Below are 20,337 nucleotides of genomic sequence, written 5' to 3' on the forward strand. Positions count from 1 at the left end.
CTGCTGCTTAGTTTCGGCTAATTTCTTGATCCTGCCGCTTGACTCAGCTTCAAATTTGAAGTTGAGTCCCTCTGTCCTGCCCTTGCTTGTTAACTGCTGGTCGAAACCGGATTAGTCCAAACTCCAGTTAAATGCAGTCACTTTCCATTAAACTCGTTCGCCGTTAACAGAAAAATTCCAGCCAACAAATAACCTAAAAGTATGGCTAGAACAAGGTTTATGACTTCAACACATTCTCAAAAAGTGATAAAAATGCTTAACGACAAGTTACTCGAAGCTTATGAGAAATACTACGGGGACTTGAAGATTGGGGATATGTCTCCCGAAGAATTCATTAAAACCTACGGACGCATTGAAGACAGGGCTAATGGTAATTTAAAAGCAGGAGTTATAGCCCCTGACGAATCAACTTCTATCTTCTCTACAAACTCAGCTAACGCCGATCGCAGCTCTGAATCATCCAATGATTCCCAAAACGCAGCTTGAGACGCGATCGCTATTTTCCTCTTAGCATTCTCAAAAGCATCCCTATCAACAATTCTCACCGGGGTTGATAGGGAGTTAATCGTCATCTCTATTTTGGCGATCGCTTGAATAATATCAGGATTGGAACTACGAAGCCCCCGTAAAACAGTCAACTCGTTGGTTAAGGCTTCAATTTTGTTAGTATTAACAACTTGTGTCGTCGCTGACTGACTTTCTAAATGCTCGATTAACTTCGGTGCATTTTCACACAAAGCTGTGATTGTTTTAGCTATTATTTCCCGCAGTTTAGCACATTTTGAATTTTCGCAATTGTACTTACCAGGTTTACTGTAATTCACACATCGCATATATTCTATTTTTGTTTTGTGCTGGGAAAAGTTGCGATACAACCCAGATCCACAATGGGCGCATTTAATTAACCCTGCTAGGGGGTAATCACCACGAGTTGATTTTGCAGAGCTTCGATATCTCCTATTGGCTGACAACTTATCTTGGATTGCGTCTGCTGTTGCTGGGGTAATTAAAGCTTCGTGCGTGTTGAAATTTATTATCGGTTCCCGGTTAATACCTTTCTTCTTCTTCATGAAATAAGCTGTATGTCCTTGCAGTGCTAGGTTTTTAACCCAATCTCGCAAGCCTGCAACAGTAAAAACTATTTCATATTTGGTATAAATATACTCACACACATCCTTGAGCGATCGCATCTCCAGTGTTAAGTCAATAATAATTCTTGCTAACTCGAAGTAAGTTTTACCAGATTTTTCGTGAATATTCTTATTTGGAGTCAAGTGATGGTTTTCGTCTTTAGTATATCCAAACGGAGGAGTGCAAAATTTTAGTTGTTGTCGAAAGTATTCATTTCCTTGTTTAACCCGCTGAGATAAAAGCCTGGATTCAAACTCAGCAAGTCCTGACATTTGGTTGATGCTGAACCATCCAAAAGGACTATTTGGATCAACCGGTGCATCTAGTACGCGTAGGTTAACATTATGCTTAACGAAAATATCGATCGCCTTATGAATGGTGATGACACTCCTACCCAGGCGATCAATACGAGTTATGATGATTTCGTCAACTTGATTTTGTTGTACCAGCTTCAGTAAATCGTTAAATTGTTTTCTTGAATCACTTCGTCCCGATTCAATATCTATCAATACTTCCGTCGCGCCCGCTGCTTTTAATCTAGCAACTTGTTGGTTTAATGCGTCGAACTCCTCAGCTTGTTCTTGTGTGCTAACGCGAGCGTAACCGTAAACTCTCATAGGGAACTGTTCTCATCAGTTCCAAGATAATATCATAAAATGTGTTGTATTGAGCGTCTTGGTTCACTTGTACCAACAACATAATCTAGTAAAGCTTCTCCACCAAGGCGATTACCAAAGTTTTTACTGCCAATGAATCCAGGAGCATTTACGGGGATAATAGGTGTTCCTGTTTTCTTAGCAGCGGCTTTGCATACTGCATCTATATCATCACCAATCAGAGCGGTAACGCATGTAGAGTAGACAAATACTGCGGGGGGTTTGTAGCGTCCTTCCACTTCTAGAATGGCTTTGTACAGCTTTTTTTCGCCACCGAAGATGACATCATTCTCATCCATGTCGGTGGTAAAACCGGTTTTGTACAATAATGGACCAGAGGAGAGACTACCCCGACTTCCCCAAGAGTTACCAGAGCAAGTGATTGGTCCGTGGACTAAATGAGCTGCATCGGTAATTGGTACAAGGGCTATCATTGCACCGTCAAACGCACAACCTCCTTGAGCTGCTCCAGGTTTAGGTTGTTGTGCGCATGACTTGTTTTTCTTGTCCCCATGCTTTTTATGATTGTGTTCGCATCCAGGCTCGGTTAATAGCTCATTGATTTTGCCTTGGGTGATTTTCATCTCTCTCTCTTTGTATTAATTATTGATTATTTATTGTTAGTTGTTTCTTGTTGCGCACTAATAACAACTAACAAATATATTTCGTGATATCCTCTCCACAATCGTCGGAGAGGTAAGCTAAAGCACGGAAACGCAATCCCACAAAATTGTCATACAAGGGATTGAGTTTGCACAGTGAGGGAATGTGGAACCTACGCCCAAATAATTTAATATCTCTTTCAAAGGGACAACAACAAGGAATGACTTGGCAAATTAAATGGGCAAAGCGAGAATTTTTTACCGGAATAGCATCTACCAAATAACCTAAGGGAGCTAGAACTTTGGAGCAACGAGATTTTTCATATTTAGGTAGATGATAACTATGGTGTTCGTGGCTGTGTGTTACAGTTTCCATGGTCGATACCTTCTGAGAAAGAAAAAAGTAAAAAGTAAAAAGATTTTTGATGAGTTTTCTTTTTAACTTTTTACTTTCTTAGCACGGTGCAGGTTAATACAATTCCTAACGAATCAAGTCGTAGGAAATATCAGTCTTAGAAGGAATGTTGGTGTTGCGATCAATTTCTTCAAAGATTGTATTAACAACCCAGTTCAGTAAGTTGATCGTACCTTCATATCCAATAGTGGCGTAGCGGTGCAAGTGGTGGCGATCCATGATTGGATAACCAATTCTTACGAGGGGAACTTTGCAATCACGCCACAGATATTTACCGTAGGTGTTACCAATGAGTAAGTCTACAGGCTCGGTGAACAGTAGACTACTAATGCGCTTGCTATCAGGTAATATAGAGAGAATTCAGGAGTCAGGAGCCAGGAGACAGAATGGCTCCTACAGTACGAGCGTAGGATCTAAATCTCCCCAACATCTACACGCTGTTGGGCTCGCCAAGGGCGAGATTTATTCTGACTCCTGAATTCTGACTTCTGACTCCTTTCTTAGGTACTCTATATGGACGTTTGGGCTTACGCAAGGGTTTCGACGGATGAGCAAAACGAGGACGAAGGTGCTTTAATAAAACAAATGCGTCGGTTGCGTAGTGCTGGAGCAACACAAATATATTACGACGTAGAAAGTCGTACTAGTGATAAGCGCAAAGGGCTTCTAAAATTAATTGACGATATTAACGCATCTCCAGCAGGCAAAGTTTCCAAGCTGCTATTTATTCGGATTGATCGTTTGACATCTTCTTCAATGACTTTTTATCTGTTGATGGATGCGTTGAAAAAGAAGGGTATACAAGCCTGCGCGTTGGATGAGCCATTTGATATGTCGAGTATTGGGGGTGAGTTGACAATTGATGTTCGATTAGCAGCAAGTAAGTATGAGGTTAAAATGCTGGGTATGCGAGTAAAGAAAGAGCGAGATACACGCAAAGCTAATAAAAAACCTCATTGGAACGCACCTTTGGGATATGTAGTAGAAAATGACAAGTACAAACGTGATGAGCGTCCTTGTGTTTGCTTGATTGAAGGGAAGAAGGAGTTAACGCGATCGCAGTTAATGCGATTTGTGTTTGACACTTTCTTAGCAGTAGGTACAGTGTCACAAACGACTAAACGATTACACGAGATTTTAGGCATTCAAGCAAACGCAATAGCGAAGTCTAAGAATAATGAAGTGAACTTGCTTCTCAAAGATGATGAAATTGTATTAGAGAATATTAACAAATCTCGTAGCGGTGGATTAAATCTGCGTTATCCTCACACTGGGTTAAAATGGTCAGTCTCTGGCTTGCGCTCCATTCTTGTCAATCCAGTTTATGCGGGGGGGACGTTATACAACACCATAGTTCACTCAAAAGGACACAGGAAACCATTTGATGAATGGGAGGTGAGCTGGGGTACTCATGATGACGAAGCAATTATTAGCCGTGAAGAACACGAACGTATCAAGTCAATGATTCGTGACAACCGTAAAAATCGATGGGCTACTGAACAGAAATATACTAACCCCTTTGCCCACTTAGTGAAGTGTGTCCACTGTGGTGCTGCTTATAGCCGCCAGTGTAAAAAATTAGTTAAGAAAAAGAATTTTGTAAGACACCACTACCAATGTAGCTTCTACCGTACTGGCGCTTGTAGTAATGGGAGAATGATTTCTTCTGACGAACTAGAAGCACAAGTTATTAATCATCTAGTTCGTGAAGCTGAACGTCTAGCTGGCTTAGTAGAAAAAGAAGTTGAAATAACAGAAGAATCACCAGAGGTAAAAACGCTTCGAGCATCTTTAAATACTCTCGAAGCACTACCATCTAATCCAGCAATTGAGAAAGCTAAACATGATATTTTGGGGCAGATTGCCGACGCGATCGCTACAACAAACAATACATCTAAACGATATCTAATTGCGAAAGAACGTATTGTTGTTGCTTTTTCAAATGAGAGGTATTGGCAAGGCTTAGAACCGCAGGATAAACAAGCTTTACTTAAAGGGTGTGTAAAGAAAATAATGGTAGATGGCAGCATAGTTACGGGAGTTGAATTGCTACATCTACATTAAGCGTATTAAGCAGCGCTATGCTTGTAGCGTTTGGGTTTTTTCTCCTTTTTTGGCTGCATTTGTGAGCCTTGTTGTAGCTGTGCCTCACGTCTCTCAAACTCTATTATAGTTCGAGCAACTAATTCTGCTAGAGTTTCACCTTTCATAGTTAATTTCTATCACTTCTTTGAAGATAGCTGATAGTTATTTTTTTTTTGTTAGCGGCAAGCTTTTTCTCTTAGCTACTTAACTATCCTTCTATAAATATCTTTATCGTGTGCCAGTTCATTTGCATCATTTCTAACATTAGATAAACAAAGAGTGAACTGTGATTTTATTACTCGCTGTCTGCTTATTTTAGAAATTAAGAAGTCAATATTACCGTTCCGCTTAGGAAATTAACGACGACTCTGGGGGAAATTACTCAGATGAAGAGCAAAAAGCCGTTAAGAAAGCAGCGAGGCTGTTGAAGGTTGAAGATGATATTGCGCTTTCTCTCGATAGGCTGGTTCAGACAGAAGAAGCAGTAACTGCATTACGTAAGGCTCTACTACAAACTGATATCTTAGCCTAAATACCGGGTATACGAGATTTGAGAAGACTTTGAGCTTGCTACTCTCCTGACAGTTTACTATACTGGTAATCGACAGAATCTTGCCGCCTTAAGTCTACGCGATCGCGAACTTACTCCTCATTCGCGATCGTAATGCATAAGCCTTAGTAAAAATATTTAATCTAAAGTTGGATGTTGTAATAAACAAAGCAAAGGTTTCTCTTATCCCATTTAGCATCAATGAGTCCCGCTTTTTTGAGTTTTCTCAGGCAATAGCTAATGTGAGATGAGCTATATGTATTTATTTCCTTAACTAATAAAGCACAAGTGTATGGTTTGGAGCGTAAACGTTGGCTGACAAGTTTTAAGCAAGATGAGCGAGATTTATCTATTTTTAGTTTTTCGGAAGCTGTATTTTGCTCTTGTGTACTTTCTTGAGTGACTATCATGTTAATGGTATTTTTCTTCTTAAGGATGTTTAAAATAATTATTTTTAATTTAAGAAACTGTTATGCATGAAAGCAATCTCTTTTTTTTATTAATTTGATAAAAAAGAATGATTGATATAATTCATGAACTATGATATAAACAGAAAACTGTACATGGCAATGGAGCGATCCGACACCCCCAAGAGTGCCATTTGGCTTGCTCAGATTAGCTATGAGAGTCTGAAAACCCTGTACTATTTTGGTAACTTATGAAAATCCCTACGCTAGCCACTGCAATCCCTTACTCTGTAATTTCCGCTCGACGTGCCGCATTTCTTCGATAGTTTCTCCAGTAACGATCGCATAAATTTCGGTGTATATTTTTCCATACTTGACCCTTTCCAAAGCTGAGAGAATGATAAAGTCTTTGCGATCAAGTTCTGGTTTTAGAGACACTAGAATTGATTCTAATGTTCCGTCCATTCGGTAGCTACTAGAATATTTAGCCACCTCCTTTCCTATATTCAGTAGAGTATGACGCTGCAAACATAGTGGAGTCGAACCATTAACTCGGAAATTAGCATCGATCGCGTACAGTTGTCCGTCTTGGGTTTCCAGCACGTCAAAGCCAATTACGCCGAAATAACCTTGTTTGCTCCCATACTGACCTATAGCAGCAATCATCTCAAAAAACTTGCCCATGTTGGTGTGGCGGTAGTCAATCACTCCTCCTAAATAGTTACCCTCTGGAGTGACAAGTTGACTGGTGGTGCCAATAAGGGTTATATCCCCCACTTTATTGACGTAGAATTGTACACAGTAGTTCTGTACTTCATTTTTAATAAACTCCGACACAATAATCGTATCAAGCAACTTGATATCAAGATATTTCCTGATTTCTTCAAGGCAGTAATTTAAATCACTCGTATTATTAATAATATAAGTGCCTTCTCCTGAAAGCCCGTGAGAAGTTTTGATTAGGTATGGAAATTCTGGTAGATGAATATCTTCCAGCCTACAATCGTGTAAATTGTAGCTTTTGTATTTTGGACATGATACCCCCAGTTCAGCCAGCGTCACTTTGCTGAGTAAGCGGTAATGGGTATCTGAATTAATAGCGTGTTTTTCGGGTTTTAAATTATCAAAGGGAAATAGAGTGATCAGTTTGTCAAAATGCTCGCTCTGGCTGAGATCATCGAGATAAGTTGAGCAATGCATCATCAACCTACTAGAGTCGCTGAAGTCTAAATGCTCTCGCCAGTAGTTGATTAACGATTTTGACGGTGGAACAATCACAATTGCCTGAATGCGATCGCCTAAAACAGCCAAATTTTTCCAAGGTTCTTTTTGGCAAATCTTATCAAAGGAAGTTTTAGTAGCTTCACTACTACCATCTTGCAGAAAATATTTTTTCGTATTCGGATAAGCAGCCCAACTAGCAGTTGCAGGGTAATTTAAGATAAACCCATAAGATGCATCTGCGAGATCTTGAGCAAACAGATCAGAAAGAGAATTCCCTTGAAAGTACTGAAAGTTATAAGTTGAGTTCATTGATATTCCCATAAACCCTACCTCCTTGTGGATGTAGTTATTTATTTAGTGTGCTTATCGCCTTTAAAGGTCTGTCTTATATTTTCCCTTTATTGATTTTGATTTAATCTGCCAAAAGAGGTAGGCGCATTAGCTTCTCGTACTAGGCATTTTTATTTCCAAAGTTTTTTTAGCTATACCAATCTTCTAGAAGAAGGATACAGATACTGTTGCTGGAAATCTAAACAAAATTGAAATCTCTTGACTACAGATCCCATCTAGTTATTTATGGAAATTTGTCTCATCTTTTTGAATAAAAATCTCCTGTAATTTGATCCTTGGTTAGACGAGCAAAATTTTTTAGTTTCTTATACTGAGTGGAGGCGAAAGAGCAAGCGAATGGTTCTTCTCCTAAAACCAGCGATTAAATAAGATATCACAAGTATAATCTGCTCAGCCCTGTATCTAGCCGTTACAATGTCTTAGGTACTACTCAAAGTTCAAGTGTATTGCGACGATATCCAGAAAGTAATATGGTGACTACACAAACTCAGCTAAATCAGAACTCAAATGTTCATCAGTTAATGAGCGATCGCGTCGTCCTCATTACTGGTGCAAGTCGCGGAATTGGTGCAGCAACAGCCAAACTGTTAGCGCATCATGGTGCAACCGTAGGTATTAATTACTATAGCAGTGAGGCGGAGGCTCAAGCTTTGGTTGACGAAATTTCATCACATGGGGGTAAAGCTTTGGCACTCAAAGCAGATGTGAGAAGCCCAGAGCAAGTAAACGCAATTGTGGAACAGTTTTCAGAAGCATTCGGCGCGATCGACACCCTCGTCATTAACGCCAATGCATCATTTCCGGTGGCTCCATTTATAGATTATCGTTGGGAAGACTTTGAGGCCAAATTACTTGGAGAACTCAAAGGTGCCTTTTTCCCCTGCAAAGCAGTTGTTCCATCAATGATTGAACATGAGCGGGGTTGCATCATTGCGGTGAGTAGTGGGTTATCCCGCTACCCTGATAAGGGGTTCTGTGCTCACAGCACGGCTAAGTCTGGATTAGATGCTTTTGTGAAAAGCCTTGCATTAGAGTTAGGAGCATATGGAATTCGTGTTAACGCTGTCTCACCAGGATTAACCCTCACAGATGCTACGTCTTTTTTACCACAAGAAAACAAAGACGCCGCTGCTCAAAGCACTCCTTTGAAAAGAAACGGATTGCCAGAGGATATCGCAGGTGCAATTTTGCTACTAGCGTCTGAGCAAGCTAAATTTATTACAGGTGCTTATTTACCTGTTAGTGGTGGTATTCAGATGTTGTGAATATCTACGACTTTCTACAATATTATTACTACAAGTCAGCGAGTGTTTATTGCTTCTACTAGGGCTGCAATGAAAGCGTCAATAACTTAACTCAGGTCAAGATCGCAGAGCTTTTAGCTGTGCTCGCAGCTGTGCAATTTCCTGAGCCATATCTAACACCATCGCCGCCCCTACAAGGTTTAGCCCCAAGTCGTGACGTAACCGCTGGATCTGAGCAATTCGCGCAATTTCTCGTGAATGGAGCATTGAGCCAGTCGGTTCAATCAACCCTAGTTCCACAAAGCGCTCGATCAAGACTGTTGAGGTTTCCGTCACGGAAGCTGCATACTCAAATGTATAAAGTCGATCACCTGCTTCGGAAACGACAGTACTCGAAAGGCTAAACTCGGTCATAATGTCACCTCTTCTAATGCAGTGCGCGGGTTAAAGCTGGTATTTGCCTGAATTTTTTCGTAGCAATCCTGCTCTATTGTGCTCAACTCCTTCGGAGACACGATCTGAAGTTTCACAATTAGGTCAGTACGTCCATCTTTGGGTTGCGTCCAGCCTTTTCCTCGCAGGCGCAGTAATTGACCAGAATTCACACCTTTAGGAACAGCTAGTGTAACACGACCATCTGGTGTTGGTACTTGAATTTGAGCGCCTAATACTGCTTCATCTGGACGGATAGGAACCTCGCAGGATAGGTTATTGTCGGAAAACTGAAAAAATGGATGTGGAAGAAGGTTGATCGTAAGATATAAATCGCCTCGCTGTTGAGAAAATGAGCTGGGGCGACCTTTTCCTTTAATACGAATTCGACTACCTGGCTTAGCTCCTGGGGGAATACGAATGTTTATAGTCTCATCATCTAACTGCAACCGCTTTTGAACACCGTGAAATGCTTCCGACAAAGAGAGCGCGATCGCTGCTTCAGTATCGGGTGCTGGTGCTTGAGTGCCAAATCCAGTAGAGTCATCAGGCTGTTGAGGCGAGGTACGGTAATAAGTCCGTCCGGTTCTTGTCCTACCTCCTGAACCGCCCAGTAAATCATTAATAAAGTCATCGAAACTGCTGTATTGATCAAAATTGCTGTACTGGTCAGATCTTTGTGAAGTCGTACCAGTTCTTGGAGGGGTAGTGCCTTCTCCTGCTTGCTTCCAGTACTGACCAAATTGGTCATACTTTTCGCGCGTTTCAGGATTTGATAAAACCTCGTTGGCTTCATTGATGGCTTTGAATTTTTCCTCAGCTTCCTGATTCCCCGGATTCACGTCAGGGTGGTGCTTGCGAGCAAGTTTACGGTAGGCTCGCTTAATGTCGTCGGCAGTTGCGGTTTTGCTGACTCCTAAAATGGCGTAGTAATTTTTAAAATCGTTTGCAGGGGCCATGATGACTTAATATCAAGCCTAACTCTTTAACATTAACTATTACAAGCTCTACTTCCTCTATCAAAAGTTGCAACTGGGGATAAAGTAAAGTATTGTTTAAGCTAAGTATAAATAAACAGGAGTCAGGAGTCAGAATACAGGAGTCAGAATACACCACCCATAAGGGGATGGTGTTTTAACGAAATTTCCAACCCCTGTTTCGTCCACTCTTAGACGAGGTTTTAAACCAATATTCATCCGCCACTCTAAAGAATTCATGCTGAATTCTGGCTCCTGACTCCTGAATTCTTCTTCATAAATGTATTAACCATTGCCCTGAAATGCACAGTCGTCCTCCTTCACTGGGAGGATGGAATCACACAATTGCCTCCCTAGGATGATAAGGGTTAAAAGCTGACAACTGTATAGACTACTAATAAAAGAAAAGTAAGCTATAGCGAGTGAGCTTTAATTGACTTCTCCCCCGTTTGAAAACGGAGGATTCTGAATTGTTACTACCCGGCAGTCTAAAGACGTGCCGCTTCGTCTTTGTTCACAATACTACTCGAAAGCAATACTGTTTTGGCGCAGTCAAAAACGCCTTATACCCTCGGCATTGCTGCTGTGGTCTTACTTGCATCTCATAGCTCCCTTTTAATCTGTGCGAGTTTTTCGTCGCTGTGAGATTAGTTTTACCGCCTTGGAATTAATAAATACCGGGTACTTTTGTGAGCCAGCGCTGCACTCTTGGTTTCCCTCTGTAGGCTACTGGCGAACCCTTTAGGGTGTTGCACTTTCACCCAGACAATTATGGGCTGATATCGTTCATCCTGTACGCATAAAACTAGAGCTATTCCATATTGCTCTAGGCTTTTACCCAAGAAAGCATTCTTCTTGGAACCCTCTAGACTAGGTTTTCAAGGTGCAGTATACTCTAAATAATACTCCATTTTTAGAGTTATGGGAAGGGAAAAAAAGATTCAATTTAATGTTTCAGAGAAAGAGTACGAAAAACTCAAGAATTATGCACAGAAGGCGGGATTGTCAATGGCGGAGATTTTAAGGGACTATATAAAATCTTTAGAGGATACGCGCTTATAAGTGTTTTAGTGGATACTGGCTAGTTTAAACTAGCCGTCAGCTTTCATCCCCCGGCTAAAAGCCGGAGGCTCTCAGCATGTTATTGGTGGATACTGGCTAGTTTAAACTAGCCGTCAGCTTTCATCCCCCGGCTAAAAGCCGGAGGCTCTCAGCATGTTATTGGTAGTTACATAGGAGTTTTGACAACTATGAATCAGTCATTAACCCGTCCCCTGGCTGTTGTAACTGGCGCATCCAGCGGTATTGGCTACGAACTGGCTAAACAATTTGCTGAAAATGGCTTTGATCTAGTCGTCACATCTACCGGATCTAGTATTAATGAAGCAGTTCCAACTTTCGAGAAATTAGGTGCAAAGGTTGAAACTGTACAAGCAGATCTTACCACGTATGACGGAGTTGAAACACTCTACAATCAAATTCAAGCAACTAACCGCCCAGTGGACGCGATCGCAATTAATGCGGGAGTTGGGGTTGGTGGTAAGTTCAGTGAGACTGATCTACAAGATGAACTCAATTTAATCAACCTGAACGTGGTGTCGTCAGTTCATCTCGCTAAACGAGTACTCAAAGATATGGTTGCTCGTAATAAGGGAAAGATTCTCTTCTCATCCTCTATCGCAGCAATCCTACCCGGACCATTTGAAGCAGTATATGCAGCGTCTAAGGCTTTTATTCACTCGTTTGCAGAAGCAATCCGTAACGAATTAAAAGATACAGGTGTCACCGTCACAGCGCTAATGCCAGGACCAACTGACACTAACTTTTTCCACCGGGCAGGGATGGATGATACCAAGGTGGGTGCAGAAAAGAAAGATGATCCGGCAATTGTTGCTAAGCAAGGTTTTGAAGCTTTGATGGCAGATAAAGACGATGTGGTTGCAGGCTCACTGAAAACAAAAGTTATAGGCAATATCAGCAAAGTTTTACCTGATACCGTTAAGGCTGAACAGCACCGTAAACTTGCTGAGCCAGGATCAGCTAATAACTAATTCTAAATGGGGAATACTGCTATGGTCAGTCAAATGCAGAAGTTACCGACCGATGAATCGCTTTAGCTATTTACGCGCATCAGACGAAGGTATTGCAGTTAGAACTGCGATACAAGACAATCAAGCAAAATTTATTGCAGGTGGAACGAATTTGCTGGATCTGATGAAAGAAGGCGTTGAAACCCCGCAACAGTTGATCGACATCAATGATTTGCCATTATCCAGGATTGAGCGCTTGCCGAACAGGGGAATTCGCATCGGAGCATTGGTACGAAATAGCGATCTTGCATACGACGAGAATATTCAGCGACAGTACCCAGTACTATCTCAAGCTCTTTTATCTGGAGCATCACCTCAATTGCGAAACATGGCGACGGTTGGTGGAAATTTAGTGCAACGAACTCGCTGTTACTACTTCACAGATAACGGTTTTTCGTCTTGTAACAAAAGGATTCTAAGCTCCGGTTGTGCTGCAATTTCTGGGTATAACCGCATTCACGCGATTTTTGGTACAAGCGACAGCTGTATTGCTACCCATCCTTCTGATATGGCGGTTGCATTAACTGCCTTAGAAGCAGTGATTCATACCCAGAATTCTAATGGAACCCGTCAAATTCCAATCTCGGACTTTTACTTACTGCCAAGAGATACACCTGATCGCGAAACTGTATTGCAACCCGGCGAACTGATTACTGCTGTTGAGTTACTACCGCTCCCCTTTGCTACTAGTTCACGCTATTTCAAAGTGCGCGATCGCGCCTCTTACGATTTCGCATTAGTTTCGGTTGCGGCATTGACAACTGTTAGTGGAGGAAATCAATGAATCCGGTCATAGGTAAAGCGATAGATCGCGTAGACGGACGGTTAAAAGTGACCGGGGGTGCACACTACTGTGCCGAAATACCAATTCCTGACTTAGTCCACGCGGTCTTAATTAACAGCGCGATCGCTAATGCAGTTTATCATGCAACAGGTAAACGTATTCGTGAACTACCAATCACGCTTGACAAGCTTCTATGAAGGAAGTGCCAAAATTGATTGAGCGATCTTCTTCAGTTGGTTTAATCTTGGTTGCAGCAGGAAGTTCCACTCGTATGGGTTATCCTAAACAATTACTGCGCTATGGCGACTGTAGCTTGATCACCCACATGATTCAAGTTGCTTTAGCATCGCAGTGCAGACACGTTCTCGTAGTTCTAGGAGCGTATGCTGACCAAATTGAACCAGAAATTAATCATTTCCCAATCCAAATTGTTCACAATTCCAATTGGGCTGAAGGAATGGGGGCATCGATTAAAATTGGAGTTGAAGCAGTATGTGCACTATCAGAAGTACCAGAAGCAGTGATTGTGATGCTATGCGATCAACCCCTCGTTTCAGATCAACTGCTTGATCGCTTGATCACGAAATACAAAGTATCTGGGAAGCAAATGATTGTTTCTACTTATGGTGATACGCTTGGTGTTCCTGCTTTATTTAGTCGAGCTTTTTATCCTGAACTCATGAGTTTGAAGCTTAATACAGGTGCAAAGCAGTTGATTCTACAACATCGTTCTGAGATGGAAGCGATCGCTTTTCCGGAGGGTGCGATCGATCTTGACACACCAACCGACTATGAACAGTTTCTCTCAACCCGATTCCTCAATTAGTAGATTAGAAATGATGCTTTAAAGCACTTATTTCTATAGGGTGATGTTTTCAAGTCTTTAGAAACGGAATGTAGAAGTGTACTAAATTTCATTATCACCCAAAAATTATTTAGGATATTATTTATGGAACGGATCGCCTACTTAGGGCTTGGGATTATGGGCAGTGGTATGGCTACTAATCTGCTCAAGGCGGGATACTCGGTTACTGTCTGGAATCGTAGCCCAGAAGCAGGTAAAACTCTGGTTGAACAAGGCGCAACCCAAGCACAAACTCCTGCACAAGCAGTTAAAGATGTCGATGTCATCATGTATTGTTTGGCGAATGATCAAGCAGTTGAGGAAGTCGTTTTTGGACAGGATGGCATTATATCGAATGTCCGAGCTAATCAAATAGCTATCAACATGAGTACTGTTCATCCTGATACTTCTCGTCGGGAGGCAACAGCATATGCGCAAAAGCAAGTCGAATTTCTTGATGCACCCGTCTTCGGTAGTAAAAATGAATCTGCTGCTGGAGGATTGTGGATTGTTGTAGGCGGTAAGCAAGAGGTATTTGAGCGGGTTAAATCAATTCTAGAGCCAATAAGCGAAACAATTCATTACATGGGTGAGGCTGGCAAAGGCGCGACGATGAAGCTTATTGGAAATTCTATTGTCGCTACACAGATTGAGGCTTTAGGGGAGGCAATGACTCTAGCAAAGAAAGCTGGGCTGAATCCAAAGGATGTACTAGACGTGTTGCATGTGGTAGATTTTCGCTCGCCTATTTTTGACGGCATCGGTAAGATGCTGATCAATCGCGATTTTACACCCAGCTTTGCCTTAAAACATATGCTTAAAGATGCCAATTTAATTGCTCGATTGGCTCAAGATTTCAACTCTCCCACCCCTGCCGCTGCATCTGTACGAGAAACAATTAAAGCTGCAGTTAATCAAGGTTGGGGAGACGAAAATGCATCGGCTTTGATTAAAGCTCTGGAATTAGAAGCAGGAGTCACTGTTGAATAGCCGAAAGTAAACAGTTACTCACGGATCATAAGACCAGCAAGTATAAAGCGCCAGACCGAGGCAAAGTTAGTTTTAATATCAGGGTTACTCCATTCAGCAGCGTGAGCAGGGTGATGAAACCGCACTGTTGCGTCGAAGATAGCCTTGGCTGCTTCATGCGCATCAGTCACCTTAAACTCTTGGCGGGAAATGCCACTTTCAATGATGATGGCAATTTGACTCACTAGTTCGTTAACATGAGCTTGAACCACACCCTGCGCTTGCTGCGCGATCGCACTATAGGTAGCAAATAACTCTGGATCATCGAGAATTTTTTGACGCTTGAGGGTCATCAGTTGTTGAAACCATCGGTGCAAGCGTTCAGCAGCAGAACCTTGTTCTTGTGCAATTATTGCTAGTGGTGCAGAAACTCTATGCAGCCATCGTTGTGCTACCGCATCACGTAGAGCAGCCTTGCTGGGAAAATGTCGATAAATAGTGCCGTGACTAACCTCAAGAAAGCGAGCGACATCGACAACAGTCGCCTTTACTGGACCGTAACGGCGTAAAACTTCTTCTGCGGCATCAAGAATTCGCTCTGGTGTTAACGCTGAATCATTCACAATAGTATTGTATTACCTTTTCTCACTATCTAGCATCGCCATTTGCTCTGGATTATAGCGATCGCCAGCAACTGCATCTGCTGGAATAGCTGCCTCGATCTGAGCAAGTTCTTCCTTGCTTAAGTGCAGATCCAACGCACCCAATGCCTCATTCAAACGATCGCGACGCCGTGCACCAATTAATGGAATGATATCGTTACCTCTAGATAATACCCAGGCGATCGCTACTTGGGCAACTGTCGCATTTTGCTCTTGAGCGATTTGGCGCAGAGCTTCAACCAGTGACAAGTTGCGCTCTAAATTCTCCCCAGAAAAGCGCGGTAAATGTCCTCGATAATCCTGCTGCGCTTGCTGTGAGCGTTCCTTTGACCAGTGACCGCTCAGTAACCCGCGTGACAGCACACCGTAAGCTGTGACTGCAATCCCCAGTTCGCGAACTGTTGGCAGAATATCAACTTCAATACCCCGATCAAAAAGCGAGTATTCGATTTGAAGCCAACTAATAGGATGAATCGCATGGGCGCGCCGAATTGTATCTGAACCTGCTTCAGATAAACCAACACGACGAACATACCCAGCTTTGACCATTTCACTAATCGCTCCGACGGTTTCTTCTATCGGTACTTTTGGATCAATACGGGCAGGCTGGTAAAGGTCAATGTAATCGGTGCCTAGACGTTTCAAGGTATAGGCAAGGTAGGTTTTAACTGCTTCTGGGCGACCATCAAAACCAATAAAGTTTCCGTCAGGCGATCTCAACGCACCAAACTTAACTGCAATGAAGACATCTTCCCGCCGCCGTCCGCTAAGAGCTTCGTGCAACAGCAATTCATTATGTCCCATCCCGTAGAAGTCACCTGTATCGAGCAAGGTAATACCTGCATCCAAAGCTGTATGAATCGTCGCGATACTTTCGGCGCGATCGGCTGAACCATAAACATCAGACATCCCCATGCAGCCAAGTCCGATGGCTGATACCGTTGGTCCGTTTGCTCCAAGTTGACGTAACAACATAGTGTTCTTTTATCTTTATAATAATGAATCTACTATAACAAACAAATAACAAAAATCAATATCTGTCATTTTATATATGTCAGTCCTAAGAATTGAAATTTTTACCTGATAGCAAACACATTAGACTTCTCATGTGCCACAAATCTTTTCCAGGCCAAATGGTAGCACTCTTACCATAGGGGCTAGATTCTAGAAGCGCTTTAAGTTCTTTTTCAAAGTCGTCGTTGGAGTTGTGGACGAGAATATGCACGGGTTCAGCACCCATTTCCAGCATGAAGCTAACCACGCAGTAGACTAAATCTGGATCACCGTAGATAGCGAAGCGCTTACCGTGAATCCATGCATGAGAATCAGTCATCGCATCGACTGCACGACCACGTTCGATTTCCAGTTGCTCAGGGATGGGTTTTCCTGTTAGTTCACTGAGTTTCATCAGGAACTCATCAGTGCCTTTAATACCCCAAGGGCGAGAAACTACAACCTCTTGTTTCCACTCTTTGGCAATGTAATCGCGGGTTTTGGGAGTGGAGTGTGCTTGTAAAGCAACAGTAGCTTTAGCATTAATTGAGTCAGCTGCTTCTTCCAAGGGAGTACCACCTGGGTACATATCAAATTCACCAGTGTTGGGTGAATCTAGATAGTCGCTGTTATCTGCGAGTACTGTGTAATCAATACCCATCAAGTTACAAATCCGCTTTAATTCCCGGTTATTACCAACATAGGTATCAAAACCAGGTATAAAGTTGATTTTACCATTGCTAGTTTCCTTCTTCTTACCTGCTGTGAGGTTAGAAAGGATACCCTTCATCATGTTGTCGTAACCTGTGATGTGGGAACCAACAAAGCTAGGGGTGTGAGCAAAAGGTACGGGGAAGTCTTGAGGAATGGAACCTGCACCCTTAGCATTACCGATGAACGCACCTAAGTCATCACCAATAACCTCTGCCATACAAGTCGTGCAGACAGCGATCATCTTTGGCTTATAAAGAGCGTAGGCATTTGCCAAACCGTCAATCATGTTTTGCAAACCACCAAACACCGCTGCGTCTTCAGTCATTGAAGAAGATACGCCAGAAAATGGCTCTTTATAGTGGCGGGTTAAGTGAGTACGGAAGTAAGCAACGCAACCCTGTGAACCTTGAACGAATGGTAGAGTACCTTCAAAACCAACAGCAGCGAACATTGCTCCTAATGGTTGGCAACCTTTAGCAGGGTTAACCGTCAAGGCTTCACGAGCAAAGTTCTTCTCACGATATTCCCAGGTTTTTGTCCATTCTGCAACACGCTTTACTTCTTCTGGGTCGTGTACGTTTTCAAATTGTCTTTTGTTTTCAAATAACTGCTGATATTCTGGCTGATGAAACAGTTCTACGTGATCTTGAATCTTTTCTGGATTTTGTGGCATTTCCGTATCTCTTTAAGCAAGCTGGTGGTTAGTTTTGTGGAAGGAAAAGAATTAAAAATTAAAAATTAAAAATACTAAATTTTTAACTTTTAATTTTTAATCGATTAAGATTAAACAGCAACGCTGGTTTTAGCTTCAGCTTTTTTACTCCAGGGAGCACCAATTAATCCCCAGGTTGGGCTGTTGAGTGCTAGATCCATGTCGCGGGCGAAGATTGCGAAACCGTCGTAACCATGGTATGGACCAGAGTAATCCCAAGAGTGCATTTGACGGAAAGGTAAGCCCATCTTTTGGAAGACGTATTTCTCTTTCACACCAGAAGCGATCAGGTCAGGCTTGAGTGCCTTAACGAACTCTTCAAACTCGAAAGCGGTAACGTCGTCATAAACGATAGTGCCATTTTCAATGTAGTGCGTGGTGCGCTTATAGTCGTCGTTATGAGCGAACTCATAGCCAGTACCAACCATCTTCATACCCAAATCTTGGAAGGCTGGAACAACGTGGCGGGGACGCAGACCACCAACCATCATAGCGACAGTTTTGCCTTCCAAAAGTGGACGATACTTTTTAATAATTGCATCCATTGTTGGCTGATACTTAGCAATAACTTTCTCAGCGTTTTCTTGGATCTTCTCGTCAAATTTAGAGGCAATTTCTCTTAAGGAAGCAGCAATCTTGGTAGGACCAAAGAAGTTGTATTCTAACCAGGGTATACCGTAAGCTTCTTCCATGTGACGGCTGATGTAGTTCATCGACCGATAGCAGTGGATCAGGTTCATTTTCACATTAGGTGTTTGCAACATCTCGTTGATGGTGCCATCACCTGACCATTGAGCAACAACGCGCAATCCAATCTCTTCTAAAAGAATGCGGCTAGCCCATGCATCACCACCGATGTTATAGTCACCGATAATTGCTACATCATAAGGAGTAGACTCGAACTTAAGTGTTCCGTCTTTCTTAGCCTTGTCTGCTCTGGGAAACACCCAGTCGCGAATCATGTCGTTAGCAATGTGGTGACCAAGAGACTGAGAAACACCACGGAAGCCTTCGCAACGTACGGGAACAACAGGCTTGTCAATCTCTTTTGCTGCTTTCTTAGCTACAGCTTCAATATCATCCCCGATCAAACCGATAGGACATTCAGATTGAATTGAGACACCACGGCTGAGAGGGAAGAGTACTTCGAGTTCTTGGATCAACTTTAAAAGTTTTTTGTCACCGCCGAAGACGATATCTCGTTCTTGGAAGTCAGAGGTGAAGTGCATTGTACCAAAGGTGTCAACACCTGTGGTGCCGATGTAGTAGTTACGACGGCCAGACCAAGACCAGTAACCGCAACCTACAGGACCGTGGCTGATATGGATCATATCTTTGATAGGACCCCAAACCACACCTTTAGAACCAGCGTACGCACAACCACGAGCAGTCATCACACCAGGAAGCGATTTGATGTTAGACTTAACGCCGCAGTCGGACTTGCCTTCTTCATATACGTTTATGTGCTTTTCCCGCTTTTTCTTAGCTTTATCGGGGTAAGCCTCTAGAACTTCTTTAACGAGTTCTTTCCTTTGTTCTACAATGGATTTTTTCTCATCGAGAGATTTATCGTCTTCTGTATAGGTCATAGTGTTCCTTGCTGGTGAATTCCTGGTAAGAGGGAGGGGATAAGGGTGAGTAATAAGCCGTCCCCCCTGCGACTTTAATCAAGGTGGGCTTCTACCCACCCAACACATTACTTATTTGGCAGTAGCAGCTTCAGCAGCAGCAATCTTGGCAGCAACTTTAGAATCGTCTTCCAAAATACCGAATTCGATCAACAATGCTTCTAGCTCGTCCATTTCAATAGGTGTAGGAATGGTAAGATTTGTATTGTTGATGATCTTCTTAGCTAATGTGCGATATTCATTACCCTGGTTGCTATCAGGTGCATACTCGTTAACAGTCATACGACGTAACTCGGCGTGTTGAACGATGTTGTCACGAGGTACGAAGTGAATCATCTGGGTATTCAAGCGTTCAGCTAGGGTTTCGATGAGTTCGATTTCTCGGTCAACTTTCCGGCTGTTACAAATCAAACCACCTAAGCGTACACCACCAGTATGAGCATATTTAAGAATACCACGAGCGATGTTGTTAGCAGCATACATCGCCATCATTTCACCGGAGGTCACAATATAAATTTCTTGTGCTTTACCTTCACGGATAGGCATAGCGAAACCACCGCAAACAACGTCACCTAATACGTCGTAGCTAACAAAGTCTACATCTTGATAAGCACCGTTTTCTTCCAAGAAGTTAATAGCGGTGATAATACCACGACCTGCGCAACCTACACCAGGTTCTGGACCACCAGATTCAACGCACTTCACACCCCGGAAACCAGTTAGCATCACTTCTTCCAGTTCGAGGTCTTCTACAGCACCCCGCTCAGCAGCTAGGTGTAGTACAGTTGTTTGAGCTTTGCTGTGCAGCATCAAACGAGTAGAGTCAGCTTTACAATATTGGCACAGTATATCTCTGGGAATAGAAAT

At 42.5% G+C, this 20,337-nt stretch carries 19 protein-coding genes and 2 pseudogenes; 8 read left to right on the forward strand and 13 right to left on the reverse strand.

The window, feature by feature from the left end; all coding sequences use genetic code 11:
- Positions 1–341: 341 nt before the first annotated feature.
- The 4 genes and pseudogenes from xisF (G4P69_RS07810) to G4P69_RS07825 all read right to left on the reverse strand — a co-directional run bounded on the left by xisF (G4P69_RS07810) (position 342) and on the right by G4P69_RS07825 (position 3,164).
- Entirely contained in the window at positions 342–1,748 is a 1,407-nt protein-coding gene (gene xisF / locus G4P69_RS07810) for a fdxN element excision recombinase XisF (protein WP_208343298.1), read from the reverse strand.
- Positions 1,749–1,807: 59 nt separating this feature from the next.
- A pseudogene (locus tag G4P69_RS07815) lies at positions 1,808–2,371 on the reverse strand (nitrogenase component 1); the annotation flags it as partial.
- Between the two features lie 67 nt (positions 2,372–2,438).
- A complete protein-coding gene (locus tag G4P69_RS07820; RefSeq protein WP_208343302.1) occupies positions 2,439–2,765 on the reverse strand; it encodes a Mo-dependent nitrogenase C-terminal domain-containing protein in 327 nt (108 codons plus the stop codon).
- 105 nt (positions 2,766–2,870) lie between these two features.
- On the reverse strand, positions 2,871–3,164 hold the full coding sequence (locus G4P69_RS07825; protein WP_310834050.1) for a nitrogenase component 1: 294 nt from the start codon (positions 3,162–3,164) through the stop codon (positions 2,871–2,873).
- 153 nt (positions 3,165–3,317) lie between these two features.
- Here G4P69_RS07825 and xisF (G4P69_RS07830) point away from each other — a divergent pair, with 153 nt between their 5' ends.
- Positions 3,318–4,868 (forward strand): fdxN element excision recombinase XisF, encoded by a 1,551-nt coding sequence (xisF, locus tag G4P69_RS07830; protein WP_208343304.1) that lies wholly within the window; start codon positions 3,318–3,320, stop codon positions 4,866–4,868.
- A gap of 5 nt (positions 4,869–4,873) precedes the next feature.
- On the opposite strand, the gene G4P69_RS07835 is transcribed toward xisF (G4P69_RS07830), so the two are convergent.
- Positions 4,874–5,014: a hypothetical protein gene (locus tag G4P69_RS07835; RefSeq protein WP_208343306.1), complete on the reverse strand. Its 141-nt coding sequence runs from the start codon at positions 5,012–5,014 to the stop codon at positions 4,874–4,876.
- 1,093 nt (positions 5,015–6,107) lie between these two features.
- Positions 6,108–7,379 carry an ATP-grasp domain-containing protein gene (locus G4P69_RS07840; RefSeq protein ID WP_208343308.1) on the reverse strand — a complete coding sequence of 424 codons (1,272 nt, stop codon included), beginning with the start codon at positions 7,377–7,379 and terminating at the stop codon, positions 6,108–6,110.
- A gap of 512 nt (positions 7,380–7,891) precedes the next feature.
- Here G4P69_RS07840 and G4P69_RS07845 point away from each other — a divergent pair.
- The gene (locus G4P69_RS07845; protein ID WP_208343310.1) at positions 7,892–8,686 is read left to right on the forward strand and encodes an SDR family NAD(P)-dependent oxidoreductase; all 795 of its coding nucleotides are present in this window, start codon (positions 7,892–7,894) and stop codon (positions 8,684–8,686) included.
- A 96-nt stretch (positions 8,687–8,782) separates the two neighbouring features.
- Here the strand turns inward: G4P69_RS07845 and G4P69_RS07850 are convergent, their stop codons facing one another.
- The gene (locus tag G4P69_RS07850) at positions 8,783–9,079 is read right to left on the reverse strand and encodes a chaperone modulator CbpM (RefSeq protein WP_208343312.1); all 297 of its coding nucleotides are present in this window, start codon (positions 9,077–9,079) and stop codon (positions 8,783–8,785) included.
- Positions 9,076–10,056: a DnaJ C-terminal domain-containing protein gene (locus G4P69_RS07855; protein WP_208343314.1), complete on the reverse strand. Its 981-nt coding sequence runs from the start codon at positions 10,054–10,056 to the stop codon at positions 9,076–9,078. Before G4P69_RS07855 ends, G4P69_RS07850 begins: the two co-directional genes overlap by 4 nt.
- Before the next feature lie 939 nt (positions 10,057–10,995).
- Here G4P69_RS07855 and G4P69_RS40415 point away from each other — a divergent pair.
- The 6 genes from G4P69_RS40415 to G4P69_RS07885 all read left to right on the forward strand — a co-directional run bounded on the left by G4P69_RS40415 (position 10,996) and on the right by G4P69_RS07885 (position 14,782).
- Positions 10,996–11,136 carry a plasmid mobilization protein gene (locus tag G4P69_RS40415; protein ID WP_208343321.1) on the forward strand — a complete coding sequence of 47 codons (141 nt, stop codon included), beginning with the start codon at positions 10,996–10,998 and terminating at the stop codon, positions 11,134–11,136.
- Between the two features lie 188 nt (positions 11,137–11,324).
- Positions 11,325–12,125, forward strand: a complete 801-nt coding sequence (locus G4P69_RS07865; protein ID WP_208343323.1) for an SDR family NAD(P)-dependent oxidoreductase — start codon at positions 11,325–11,327, stop codon at positions 12,123–12,125.
- Between the two features lie 52 nt (positions 12,126–12,177).
- Positions 12,178–12,948 carry an FAD binding domain-containing protein gene (locus G4P69_RS07870; protein WP_208343325.1) on the forward strand — a complete coding sequence of 257 codons (771 nt, stop codon included), beginning with the start codon at positions 12,178–12,180 and terminating at the stop codon, positions 12,946–12,948.
- The gene (locus G4P69_RS07875; RefSeq protein WP_208343334.1) at positions 12,945–13,145 is read left to right on the forward strand and encodes a hypothetical protein; all 201 of its coding nucleotides are present in this window, start codon (positions 12,945–12,947) and stop codon (positions 13,143–13,145) included. The genes G4P69_RS07870 and G4P69_RS07875 overlap by 4 nt, the downstream gene beginning before the upstream one ends.
- Positions 13,142–13,774 (forward strand): nucleotidyltransferase family protein, encoded by a 633-nt coding sequence (locus G4P69_RS07880; protein WP_208343326.1) that lies wholly within the window; start codon positions 13,142–13,144, stop codon positions 13,772–13,774. The genes G4P69_RS07875 and G4P69_RS07880 overlap by 4 nt, the downstream gene beginning before the upstream one ends.
- A 123-nt stretch (positions 13,775–13,897) precedes the next feature.
- Entirely contained in the window at positions 13,898–14,782 is an 885-nt protein-coding gene (locus G4P69_RS07885) for an NAD(P)-dependent oxidoreductase (protein ID WP_208343327.1), read from the forward strand.
- A gap of 14 nt (positions 14,783–14,796) precedes the next feature.
- Here the strand turns inward: G4P69_RS07885 and G4P69_RS40210 are convergent, their stop codons facing one another.
- The 5 genes and pseudogenes from G4P69_RS40210 to nifH all read right to left on the reverse strand — a co-directional run.
- Positions 14,797–15,384, reverse strand: coding sequence for a TetR family transcriptional regulator (locus G4P69_RS40210; RefSeq protein WP_208343328.1), 588 nt, complete (start codon positions 15,382–15,384; stop codon positions 14,797–14,799).
- Between the two features lie 12 nt (positions 15,385–15,396).
- Complete coding sequence (locus tag G4P69_RS07895) at positions 15,397–16,398, reverse strand: aldo/keto reductase (RefSeq protein ID WP_208343329.1); 1,002 nt, start codon at positions 16,396–16,398, stop codon at positions 15,397–15,399.
- An 85-nt stretch (positions 16,399–16,483) separates the two neighbouring features.
- The gene (nifK, locus tag G4P69_RS07900) at positions 16,484–17,803 is read right to left on the reverse strand and encodes a nitrogenase molybdenum-iron protein subunit beta (RefSeq protein WP_208343330.1); all 1,320 of its coding nucleotides are present in this window, start codon (positions 17,801–17,803) and stop codon (positions 16,484–16,486) included.
- Between the two features lie 110 nt (positions 17,804–17,913).
- Positions 17,914–19,431 (reverse strand): nitrogenase molybdenum-iron protein alpha chain, encoded by a 1,518-nt coding sequence (gene nifD, locus G4P69_RS07905; protein WP_208343331.1) that lies wholly within the window; start codon positions 19,429–19,431, stop codon positions 17,914–17,916.
- A gap of 111 nt (positions 19,432–19,542) precedes the next feature.
- Positions 19,543–20,301 (reverse strand): annotated as a pseudogene (nifH, locus tag G4P69_RS07910) (nitrogenase reductase); the annotation flags it as partial.
- Positions 20,302–20,337 lie beyond the last annotated feature (36 nt).

It is taken from the genome of Aetokthonos hydrillicola CCALA 1050, from assembly GCF_017591665.1.
GTDB lineage: Bacteria > Cyanobacteriota > Cyanobacteriia > Cyanobacteriales > Nostocaceae > Aetokthonos > Aetokthonos hydrillicola.